At 63.7% G+C, this 11,326-nt stretch carries 11 protein-coding genes; 2 read left to right on the forward strand and 9 right to left on the reverse strand.

Going from position 1 to position 11,326, the window contains the following annotated elements; translation table 11 throughout:
• The first annotated feature begins 19 nt into the window (after positions 1-19).
• On the forward strand, positions 20-1,420 hold the full coding sequence (gene tagH, locus AWB66_RS06365) for a type VI secretion system-associated FHA domain protein TagH (RefSeq protein ID WP_087629438.1): 1,401 nt from the start codon (positions 20-22) through the stop codon (positions 1,418-1,420).
• A gap of 23 nt (positions 1,421-1,443) precedes the next feature.
• Positions 1,444-2,229, forward strand: coding sequence for a PP2C family protein-serine/threonine phosphatase (locus AWB66_RS06370; protein WP_087629439.1), 786 nt, complete (start codon positions 1,444-1,446; stop codon positions 2,227-2,229).
• Positions 2,230-2,259: 30 nt separating this feature from the next.
• On the opposite strand, the gene tssC is transcribed toward AWB66_RS06370, so the two are convergent.
• The 9 genes from tssC to tssA all read right to left on the reverse strand — a co-directional run bounded on the left by tssC (position 2,260) and on the right by tssA (position 11,318).
• Positions 2,260-3,765, reverse strand: a complete 1,506-nt coding sequence (tssC, locus tag AWB66_RS06375; RefSeq protein WP_087629440.1) for a type VI secretion system contractile sheath large subunit — start codon at positions 3,763-3,765, stop codon at positions 2,260-2,262.
• 57 nt (positions 3,766-3,822) lie between these two features.
• Complete coding sequence (gene tssB / locus AWB66_RS06380; protein ID WP_087629441.1) at positions 3,823-4,344, reverse strand: type VI secretion system contractile sheath small subunit; 522 nt, start codon at positions 4,342-4,344, stop codon at positions 3,823-3,825.
• Between the two features lie 68 nt (positions 4,345-4,412).
• Positions 4,413-5,657: a TIGR02270 family protein gene (locus tag AWB66_RS06385; RefSeq protein ID WP_235021008.1), complete on the reverse strand. Its 1,245-nt coding sequence runs from the start codon at positions 5,655-5,657 to the stop codon at positions 4,413-4,415.
• A gap of 51 nt (positions 5,658-5,708) precedes the next feature.
• Positions 5,709-6,626 (reverse strand): beta propeller repeat protein, encoded by a 918-nt coding sequence (locus AWB66_RS06390; protein ID WP_087629443.1) that lies wholly within the window; start codon positions 6,624-6,626, stop codon positions 5,709-5,711.
• Between the two features lie 33 nt (positions 6,627-6,659).
• Entirely contained in the window at positions 6,660-7,646 is a 987-nt protein-coding gene (locus tag AWB66_RS06395) for a PAAR-like domain-containing protein (protein ID WP_087629444.1), read from the reverse strand.
• On the reverse strand, positions 7,643-8,671 hold the full coding sequence (locus tag AWB66_RS06400) for a 3-oxoacyl-ACP synthase (RefSeq protein ID WP_087629445.1): 1,029 nt from the start codon (positions 8,669-8,671) through the stop codon (positions 7,643-7,645). Before AWB66_RS06400 ends, AWB66_RS06395 begins: the two co-directional genes overlap by 4 nt.
• Positions 8,668-9,768: a DUF2169 family type VI secretion system accessory protein gene (locus AWB66_RS06405; protein ID WP_087629446.1), complete on the reverse strand. Its 1,101-nt coding sequence runs from the start codon at positions 9,766-9,768 to the stop codon at positions 8,668-8,670. Before AWB66_RS06405 ends, AWB66_RS06400 begins: the two co-directional genes overlap by 4 nt.
• Positions 9,769-9,781: 13 nt before the next feature.
• Positions 9,782-10,249: a DUF6484 domain-containing protein gene (locus AWB66_RS06410; protein WP_087629447.1), complete on the reverse strand. Its 468-nt coding sequence runs from the start codon at positions 10,247-10,249 to the stop codon at positions 9,782-9,784.
• A gap of 58 nt (positions 10,250-10,307) precedes the next feature.
• Positions 10,308-11,318, reverse strand: a complete 1,011-nt coding sequence (gene tssA, locus AWB66_RS06415; RefSeq protein ID WP_087629448.1) for a type VI secretion system protein TssA — start codon at positions 11,316-11,318, stop codon at positions 10,308-10,310.
• Between the last annotated feature and the right edge of the window lie 8 nt (positions 11,319-11,326).

Here is an 11,326-nt window from a genome sequence, read left to right on the forward strand (position 1 = left end):
CCCAGCGGAGCCGACGGCGATGCTCACACTCACGGTGACACGTCACAATGGAGAGCCGCAGCGTCAGCCGCTGTCGGCGACTTTCGACGCCGAAGGCGGCACGATCGGGCGCGCGGTGACGAACCGGCTCGTGCTCGACGACGCCGAGCGCACCGTTTCGCGCCTGCACGTGCAGATCGTGTGGCGCGAGGGGCGCTTCCGGCTGATCGACCGGGGCAGCAATCCGGCGCTCGTCAACGGCGCGCCGCTCGACCCCGGCCAGGAAGTGCCGCTCGCGCACGGAGACGAGGTGCAGATCGGCGGTTATCAGCTCCGCGCGGAGGTTTCGAGCGAGGAAGAAACCGTCTGGGAGAATCCGGCTTCGAACGACACGCCGAACGACGATCCCTTCGCAGGCCTGTTCGACGCCGCGCCCGACGCGCCGCGTGCACCGGCGTCGCGAGACACCGCAAGCGACTTCGACGATCTGCTCGCCCCGCCGTCGGCCCGCGTGGCGCCAAAACCCGTGGCGCCCGCCGAGGACTTCGACTTCGGCCTCGACGATCCGGCATCGAAACGCTCGATCGACGAACTGTTCGACCTGACGCCGGGCGCCTCGCCGCTCATCGAGCCGCTTATCGCTCCCGTTACTCAGCCCAACACCGCGCACGACGCCGACCCCTTCGCGAGCCTGACCGGTGGCGCGCGTCCGGTTCAGTCGCCCGCCACGCGATCCGATGCGGGTTCGGAACTGCACAGCGCGTTCACGCCGCCGAAGCCGCGCGCAGCGCCGGCGCCCGTCACACCCGCGCCGCGCGCACCGGCCGCACTGCCCGCGAACGACCGCGCGCTCCTCGACGCGTTCCTGCGCGGCCTGTCCGCGCCCGGCGTGCGACTCGACGCGCTGACGCCCGAACTCATGCAGCTCGTCGGCGAACTGCTGCGCGAAACGACGCGCGGCACGCTCGAACTGCTCACCGCCCGCGCCGCGCTCAAGCACGAGATGCGCACGGGCGCGACGATGATCGCCGCCGCCGACAACAATCCGCTCAAGTTTTCTCCGAACGTCGAAGCCGCGCTCGCGCATCTGCTCAATCCGCCGATGCGCGGCTTCATGCCGCCCGCCGCCGCGCTCGACGATGCCTACGCCGATCTGCGCGCGCATCAGGTCGGCGTCGTCGCGGGCATGCGCGCGGCGCTCGACGGCGTATTCGAGCGCTTCGAGCCGGAGCGCATCGAGGCGCGGCTGTCCGGGCGCTCGATGCTCGACGGCCTCTTGCCCGGACTGAACCGGCGCGCACGCTGCTGGGATCTCTTCATGGAGACGTACGGCCAGCTTTCGCGCGAGGCCGCCGAGGACTTTCACACGCTGTTCGGCAAGGCTTTCGTCGCCGCCTACGAGGCGCAGATCGAGGAACTGAAACGCAGCGGCCGACATTGACGCGCGGGTTCGAGAGAGACGACATGCAACTGCAAACCGCAAACGTGAGTGACAGAGGCGGCCGCGCGCGCAACGAGGACGCCTACGCGCAATGGCGGCACGCGGCGCTGTTTGCGAGCGTCGTCGCGGATGGCGCGGGCGGACACGGCGGCGGCGATGCGGCGTCGCGCATCGTCGTCGACACCGTGCTGGAAGAACTGACGCGCGTCGCGGCGGCAGGCGTTGCGCTTACCGGCACAGCGCTCTTGCGCGTGCTCTTGCGCGCGAACGATGCCATCGTAGATGTGCAGGAACACGAGCGCGATCTCGCGCAGATGCGTTCGACGGCCGCTGTGCTCGGCATCGACGAGGCGACGGGGCTCGCCGCGTGGGCGCATTGCGGCGATACGCGTCTCTATTGCTTCCGGCGCGGCGCGACGGTCGTGCAGACGCAGGATCACAGTCTCGTGCAGAGCATGATCGACGCGAACCTGCTCGACACGCGCGACGCGCGCAGCCATCCCCGGCGCAACGTGCTCTTCTCGGCGCTCGGCACCGCCGACGAGCTGTCGATCGCGGCGTCGGACGAGCCGTTCCCGATCGCCGACGGCGACGCCTTCCTGCTTTGCACCGACGGCTTCTGGGAATATCTCGACGAGTCCGTGATGATCGACGCCATCGGGCAGGCGCAAACGCCCGTGGCGTGGCTCGATCTGATGGTGGCGCATCTGCGCGAGGCCGCGCGGCCCGGTCACGACAACTTCACGGCGAGCGCCGTGTGGATCGGCGATGCATCGCAGACGACGGTGCTGAAGATGCCCGCGACCTGAACCGGTCGCGGGCTCGTGCGTCAGCGGCGCTCAGGCCGCCTGCTTGGCCGACGGCAGCCGCGAGACCAGCCGCAACGACACGGTCAGCCCTTCGAGCTGGTAGTGCGGACGCAGATAGAACGTCGACGTGTAGTAGCCCGGCGCGCCCGCCACTTCCTGCACCTTCACTTCGGCGGCCGCGAGCGGCTTTTGCGACTTCGTGTGCTCGGACGAATTGGCGGGATCGCCGTCCACGTATTGCGTGATCCACTTGTTGAGCCACGTCTCCATGTCCGAGCGCTCCTTGAACGTGCCGATCTTGTCGCGCACGATGCACTTCAGGTAATGCGCGAAGCGGTTGCATGCGAACAGATACGGCAGGCGCGCGGCGAGCGCCGCATTGGCGGTGGCATCCGGATCTTCGTACTCGAAGGGCTTTTGCAACGACTGCGCGCCGATGAACGCCGCGAAATCCGAGTTCTTGCGATGAATGAGCGGCATGAAACCGTTCTTCGCCAGTTCCGCCTCGCGCCGGTCCGAGATGGCGATCTCGGTCGGGCACTTCATGTCGATGCCGCCGTCGTCGGTCGGAAAACTGTGCACGGGCAGGCCTTCGACCGCGCCGCCCGACTCCACGCCGCGGATGCGCGAACACCAGTTGTAGAGCTTGAACGAACGGTTGATGTTCACCGCCATCGCATACGCGGAATTGGCCCACGTGTACTTGGTGTGATCGGCGGAACCGGTGTCTTCCTCGAAGTCGAATTCGTCGACGGGCTCGGTGCGTGCGCCATAAGGCACGCGCGCGAGAAAACGCGGCATCGCGAGTCCGATATAGCGCGCATCTTCCGACGTGCGCAGCGAGCGCCAGCTTGCATACTCCGGCGTGCCGAAGATCTTCGTGAGATCGCGCGGATTGGCGAGTTCCTGCCACGAGTCCATCTGCAGGAGGCTCGGGTCGGCCGCAGCGATGAACGGCGCGTGCGCGGACGCCGCGATCTTCGATATTTCGCCGAGCAGTTCGACATCGGGCGGCGTCTGATTGAAATAGAAGTCGCCGATGAGCGTGCCGAACGGCTCGCCGCCGAGCTGGCCGTATTCGTGTTCGTAGATCTGCTTGAAGAGCGGACTCTGATCCCATGCGACGCCCTTGAAGCGCTTTAGCGTCTTGCCGAGATCCTTCTTCGAGATGTTCATCACGCGAATCTTCAGCATCTCATCGGTTTCGGTATTGTTGATGAGATAGTGCAGCCCGCGCCACGAGCCCTCCAGCTTCTGGAAATCCGGGTGATGCATGACCTCGTTCACTTGCTCGGTCAGCTTCGCGTCGATCTCGGCGATCATCGCCTGAATCGAGCGGATCGCATCGCCGGAGATGATCTTGGTCTGCGAGAGCGCCTGTTGCGCGAGCGTTTGCACCGCCGTCTGCACGGCGGTTTTGGCCTCGTCGCTCTTCGGCCGGAACTCCTTGTTCAGGAGCGCGGCGAGATCGTTGCCTTCGAGCGTCGCGCCCTGCAGTTCGGGCTTCGATTCGGACGATTGAGGGATGTCGGACATGGTCGTTTCCTTTCAGGCGATGTCACGCGCGCGGGCTGTCCCGGCGTGTCGCGGCGTTCACTGAGCGGCCGGCGCGGCGCTGTCGGACGGCGGATGCGTGACCGTGGCGAGCGTCTTGAGCAGCGCGGGATCGTCGAGCACCCGGGCGATCAGTTCTTCCGCGCCGGTCTTGCCGTCCATGAAGATGACGAGATTGGCGAGCTGCGTACGTGCTTCGAGCAGCTTCGAAAGCGCATCGACCTTGCGCGCGACGGCGGCCGGCGAGAAGTCGTCCATGTTCTCGAACGTGATGTCGACGGCGAGATTGCCCTCGCCCGTCAGCTTGTTCTGAACCTGGAACGCGACGCGCGGATGCATCGCCTTCATGCGGCTGTCGAAGTTGTCGATGTCGACTTCCTGGAACTTGCGCTGGTCGACGGGCGGCAGCGCCTCGGCGGGCTTGCCGGAGAGATCGGCGAGCACGCCCATCACGAACGGAAGCTGGACCTTCTTCTCGCTGCCGTACGTTTCGACGTCGTATTCGATCTGCACGCGCGGCGCGCGGTTGCGGCCGATGAATTTCTGACTGCTGGTTGCCATGACGCCTCCTTCGCGTGAGCGCGGGCTACGCTCTGAAGACGATTGACGCGTGCGGGAATTGAAAAGCCTTAAGTCGTTGCATGCAGAAGGCGCTGCTGACGCCATGCGGGCGCGGCGCAATTGAACAGCGCCGTGCCGGGGCGAAGCAGGCACAGGTGGCGCGCGGCGGCCATGCGCGGGCGCTGGTAGCCGTCCTTCAATACGTCGATGCAGTGCGCTTTCGATGGCGGTGCGCCCGCCAGATAGCGTGTGCCGCTTTGGAAGCGCGGCGCGTTCGTCTGCAACCATGCGGCGATTTTGTCGGCGTCGGGCCATGGGGCGCCGTCGTCTTCGTCCATGGCGACGTTAGGGTCGCTTGGGTCGTCGGTCGGGCCGGCGGGCGGGTGCTCCGGCGGCTTGCGGTCGAGGTCGAGCCAGGCGAGATCGGCGCCCGTGATGAAGCTGAAGCTTTCGCCGGCGAGGCGGGCGTAGCGGTCGTCGGACATGAGGCCGATCAGCCAGGGCACGTAGCGAGGGTCGCCTCCGTAGCCGACTGCGCGGATCAGGATGCGTTTGCTTTTTCGTTGCGTGGCGATGACTTCGAGCAAGCGTGGGACGTCGGCCGATGGCAGCGACATCGCGGCGAGCGCGGCGGCGTCGGGGCGTGACGGAGCGAGCTCTGTCAGCACGTTCAGCGATGCGCCTCGGTCGCCGAGCAGCAGCCCGGATTGCGCGGCGTGGAAGCGGCATGCGTCGTCTTTGTCGTTCAGGCTGTCGATGCAGGACGCGAGCAAGTCCACGCGGCCGATCTCACCCGCGCATTGCAGCGCGCGAGCGCGGACGTCGTCGTTCTCCGAGGTGATGGCCGTGTCGAGAAAGCGTTTTGGGTCCACGCGATGCAGCGCGCAGGCTGCGAGGCCGGCGAGTTGCGCGGCGGGTTCGTCGCGGGCGAGCAGCATGCCGACCGTTTCGCCGAGGCGGCTCGCGGACACCCAGCCGAACGCCGAATGCAGGCCGCGACGGGCGTCGGGAAGCGCTTGCGCCAGTGCGATGAGTCGCAGGAGGCCTGGGTCCGAACGCGCTTCGATGCAGCCGATGGCGGCGGTGAAGAGCTCGCCCCTGCCGGGGCGATCGAGTGCCTGCATGCTGAGTTGCGCGCCGACGCGGCCGGCTACGGCGATGCCGTCGAGATGCGCGGCAATGCGTTCGTCGAGGCGGGCGAGGTGCTTGAGTTTGACGTGCGGGGCGCGGACGAGGTAGCTGCGCGTGTTGCGCAGGCAAGCGGCGTCTTCGAGGTGTTGGTGGAGGATGGAATAGACGGGATGACAGTCCACGATGCGAACTCAACACGTGCCACTCTGATTGATCTCTTCGTCACGCATGGTTCATTCCAAATTGTCCGGATGGCGAACGTAGTGCCAGTCAGTGCCGTCAAAATACGCGAGATGATCGGTACCGAATGACCAGAGCACCTCGCCATTAGAATGGAGCCTGTGGAAGGTCAGCTTTGGCTCGTTGTCGGGAAGAACTTCCATGGGCTCGAGGCTGGCACCCTTCAGCGTCCAAATTCCCTTCATGGCACTCACATACAACTCCTCCCGGAAAAACTCGACATCGTAAAAATTGGACAAGATGCTTCCGGGAGATAGTACATTCCAACCGTCCTGATTACCTTTCATAAGCACACCGCGAAATCCGCAGATATAGACTTCTGTGCTGCTGACGCACCGGACACCGGTCAAATGCACATTGGTAGGCGAGGAAAGCGCCCGCCATTGTGCACCATCGAAATGCCACATCGCCCCGCCTGTTCCAACCGCGTACAGATCGTCCGGACCGTTGCCGTCAATGTCAAGCAGATCGACGGACATCGCGTCTGGTTTCGGAATCAGAAGTCCAACATCATGGTGATTCCACGCGTTGTCTTTCCGCTTGTACACCTGCCCTCCATAACCACAAATATAGAAGTCACCTGAAATGCACTTCACCCTGTTCAGGTTGCCGTACCGCCGTGTGTCAGGAATCTTAAAATCTGAACGGCCGGAACTTGGCAAGGTCTCAATGACAGAGCCATCTAGACCAAGCCACAAGCCTTGCCCGGCGTCACTATCGAACGTTGCCGAATGCACGGAATCTTTCACATCCGCGCGTAACCAGCGCCCATGAGTCAGACAGTAAAGGCGCGAGAAATACTGGTCGGCGATCGCATTCAATTTCGCGGCAACCAGTACGACTTCCTTTGAGACGACGTAGCCATCGGTGAAGAATATCGATCCGTCTTTGACTTGCGCGGGATCATTCATTGGCCCACCTCGCGATTTGGTCTTGCAACCGTTTCAAACATCGTCCACGAATTCGTATTGTTTGCTGACACGGACCACTTTGATCCGTGAGTCGTGGTAAACCGCAATCTGCTTTTCTATGCAGTCTACCGGACACTGCGTTTCCTTCGAAACGGACTGAGCAGCAACGGTTTTAGCACTTGGATAATCCCACGGCTGGCTCTGTTCGAGGTGTAGCGTTCGTCCCTGCTTGTATGCGTTATGGAAGAGTCCGTGCGAGCCCACCATGCCGTCGCCATCCCGCTTGCCAGGACTTCCCCCTTCAGCGCATACACATGGAGCGTCCTCGTGCTTATATCCCTCATTTCCCTTTAGCGGCCGCTTCCCAGCACTTCCTTCCTCGCACATTTCCTGTTTGGGAATTGCGTGGTGCCCGGTCGTCCCATGATTGGGGCAGCAGCACGATTTGTCCGAACGCTTTGGAACCATGACACATTGGCGCTGAGGGACTGCGCAGCATGAATCGGAAGTGTCGGTGGGCGAACTGCAGTGATCTTTCATGGCGGTAACTGCGCTGTGACATGCGCCGTTTGGGGCTATCGCTTCACCCGCGATGAAAGGCCACGGCGCCGACTCGTTCGAGTTCGGACACGCGTGATTGCCGGTGGTCTGATCGAGATTCCGGACGGCATTTTCTCCTTCAATTTGTACATCCATCGACCACGCCGTGAAATACACCTTCCCCTGTATGCTGCTGTTGACGAATCCCTTCTTCGGAGCACAACCCGCTTCATCTCCCGTACTCTTCTTGAAATAACTTTTGTTCTTGAGCATGATCTCCTGTCCAGAGATCAAGACGGACTTCGACCCGTCAGTGGTGTCAGACGACATTCCGGTGTTTGGATAGGGAAGCGGTACGCCCGGCGGCGTCGCGGGCGTTTGCGGCGGAGTGAAGCAAACATCGGGAAACGCACAGATCGTTTTTCCCGTTGACTCCTTGCACGAAATCTCCATGCCATTGGCATATACCTGATTGCTCACGTAGCCGCCTCGAATTTCAGTAGCATTGCTGCACGCCCGCCCGCGTCATTCGCAGCATGAAGAAGAAACAGGCGGCCGCGCGTGTACCGCTTCCCGCATGCGGCATGTACGGATGTCACGAGCGCCAAGCCCGTCGCCGCGCCCACTTCCCCGATGCACTCAGCGGGATTCCAGAGATCGAACTCGTCCTTGTGGATTCGCAGAAGCCGCGCAACGACGAGCGCCGCCTCCTTGAAATAATATTGCTCGCCCGAGATGTCCGACACGCGCAGGTCCAGCTGATGCATTTCGCAACCGCCAGCCGCGAGGGCAGCCTGGACCGCTCGGGTCAGACCATCACCTCGAAGCGGTTCGGACTTCCCAATGGTGCACGCTTCCGTTCCAAAGCCTATCCCGATACATGAGAGGTCCCCGCTTTTTTCCGAAGCGCTGACGAGAAGGGCAGCGCCGGCCTCGCCGGGCATGAACCCATTCGAATTGTGTCGGGAAAACAGGCGGTCTTGGATTTCATAGGTTGAAAGGGTCGACCAGGCAAGGAGGCTATCAACCCCTGCAATCAGCGCGTGCGCACACGCGCGCGTTTCGATCAGCCTCTGAGCCACCGACAGCGCGGTCATCCCCGCCACTCTTCCCTGCGCGATGACCGCCGAATCGGAGTTGAATCGGGTGGCGAGTTCAGTCTGTATCTCGTCGAGCAAGTAGTCATCCAGCCCCTCCAACCTCCCGGGCCTTTCTTTTTCCGCCACACACAACAATAACGGGATCGTCTTCCACTCACTTTTCTCTACGCCCTCGAGACACTCCTCAATCGCCATCGCCGCCATCTTCGCCAACTTAGTCCGCCCCCGCCAGGGCTTCTCGAGCTGCACTTGATGCGCCATTATCCAATCGCCTCCGGAGTCGATGAACCGTGTCTCGGTCGGGTTACTGAGCTTCGCCCGAATAGCTGCACACGATGCTGGAGCCGACAAACCTACGCTCGTTACGAGGCCCGTACTCAGGATCGCAATGGACCGATCGTTCATGGCGTGGTCTCGCTGCGCTCCATCGGCACCATGATGACCGGCATCGGAAACGGAACGGCGCCTTTCTGCTGCCACCACTCCCTCCCCTTCCTCCCAACCAGCACCCGCGCTATCTCGAACATATTTTTCTTCAACGGCCGTCTCACCCGCCAACTCATCGTGAACCTCTCCAGCTCTGGCTCGAACACGATCGTATCCACGCGCGCCCGATAATCCTCCGGCTCCCCACGCTTCGGCAAGACGAGCACCGGCGCCTCAAAATCCGGCAACACGAAACTGCGCTTGCCATCCGGCGTCAGATTCACCAACCTCACCTCCACTCCACCGACCGGCATAGCAAGTTGCTGATCCTCGGGCGCTGCCGAGTAATACCGTTCATCGAAATCCGGCGGCAGAAACGGAAAGTGTTTCTCCAGCCACTCATCGTCATAAGTGCCCGCATACCCGAGCCGCGGCGTCCACCCTCGACCGACCACGCCGAACGACATCGGCCGATACACCTCGTCCGGACGCATCACCGGCCGATTCAGCTCTTCCGTATTGGGCAACAACCGCCCATCCACCCAATCTCGCCGCAGATGCCGCCTGAACCCCCGCCCGACCGGATTCGCCATGAACGCCGCATGCTGCATCGGATCGTCGTGTTCCTGATCGACGCCTCCGAACGCGACATCGTAGGTAATCGGTTTCGACACGAACGGCACCGGCGCGCTGACGTCGATGCGCGTCGCGCCCGCCTGCCAGACGCGGTCGCCGATCACCGCGAATTGCTTGGTCATGTTGCCCACACGCAAGCCGACCGGCACACGCGTCGCGGGCCGCCCGCCGGGCGCGTGCGCGCTGCCCGACAGCAGCACGTCGCAGCGCGGCTTATGCGGCGCGTAGTCCACTTCGTAATACGGCGCGGAGTAGCCCGGCTGCCCGGTGAACGTGTCGGCCATGACGAGCGGCAGTTGTTCTTCCGCGAGCCTCACCGCTTCGCCCGGCGCGGGCAGGCGAAACGTGCCCTTGACGACGACGATGAGCGATTCGCGTCCGCTCGGCTCCGTGCCCATCGTGTAGCCGGCGACCATGCGGGTGGCGTTGATCAGTTCCATGAGTCGGCCACGTTCAGTTGAGCTGCACCGAACCGCCCTTGATGCGGTTCACGCCCGACGATCGGCTCGACACATACGTGCCGCGTATCAGCACCTTGCCCGCCTTCGTCAGCGTGATGCTCGCCTGCCCGCAACGCAGCACGATCTCGTCCTTCGCCGTGACGACGAGCCGCTGTCCGTCCGCATCCGCTTCGACTTGCGCGGGCGCTTCGTCGAGCGGCCAGGTTTCATCGGCCTGCAGGCAGCCGACGATGATCGGCCGCATCGGATCGCCCGCTTCGAACGTCAGCAGCACTTCACGGCCGATATGCGCGCCACGCAGGTCGGGAATCGTGCGCGCGACGAGCGCGGCGTCGCCGGGCTGTCCGGCATACACGACGAGCGGCCGCGCGCCCTCTCCGCTGAATCCGATCAACGCACCGATGCGCACGCCGTCGATGACCGGTATCGACGCTGGCTGCATGAAGTCTCGTCCGCTCATCACGCTCTCCCAAGCCTCACGCTCAAGAGACGAACGAAGCCGCGTCAGTTTCAAAGCATCACGGCTCCCGCTTTCCGGCGATCAAATGAATTTGCGCGAGACTGTCGGGCGCGAGGTCCTGCATCACGGCGAGAAAATCCTTGCCCATCAGCCCGCGCGCGCGACGAATGAGCAGCGGCGCGGGATTTGTCGGCTCGGTGCGTTCGAGAAATGCGCACACCGCATCCAGCAAGGCGATCGCGTCCTCGCGCGTCGCAAGCGCGCCGAGGCGCGCGGGCGCGCGATGCTCCACTTGAGCCTCTTCTTCCGGCACCGAAGCGGCGGCCGCGACTGGCGCCACCGCGCTGAACTGCACGGCGACGTACCGCGCCGTCGCCATCATTGCGTTCAGCAAAGGCGCATGCTCGGCGCCGAGCTTTTCCGTCATGCAGTCCGACAGGGCCTGCACGGCGCGCGGCAGATCGAGGCCTTCGGCGAGCGCGTCGGGATCGTGGGCGAGCGCATCGGCGAGCATGCCCGCCACGCGCGGCAGGGTCGCGGCGCTCGAACCGTCCGGCGGCGCGATCTTGCCTTGGGCGACCAGGAGGTCACGGACCGTGAGCCGCTCGCCATGCACGCGGCACACCTCGCATTCGCGCAGATCGTGCAGCAGGGTTTCGGCTTCCGCGAAAGGCGTATAGGCGTCGGCAAGCGGCGCGAGCGCGTTGACGCGCAGCGCGGGGTCGTTGCCATCGTCGTGATCGAGCGGCGGATAAAGGTGCTCCCAATAACGCTCGAAAAGGCCTGTCAACACGCGCACTCCCGCATGAAAACCCGCAAGACCGTGCACGTGCGACGCCGCGCGCGTATAAGCCACGGCGATACGCAGATCCTTCGATCGCGACAGCAGCGCCTCGGCTTGCTCCATGACGTCGGCCCAGGGCGGCGGCTCGGTGAGCGTGTCGAACTGGCGCTCGGGCATGCCGCGCGCGAGTGACTCGAATTCGAGAAACGCCGCATCGTATTCCAGATCGATGCCGGCGGGCGGCATCGTCTGAGTCGGCGCGAGCAGCGGTTCAACGTCGATCATCGCGACTC

Source organism: Caballeronia telluris, from assembly GCF_001544495.1.
GTDB lineage: Bacteria > Pseudomonadota > Gammaproteobacteria > Burkholderiales > Burkholderiaceae > Caballeronia > Caballeronia telluris.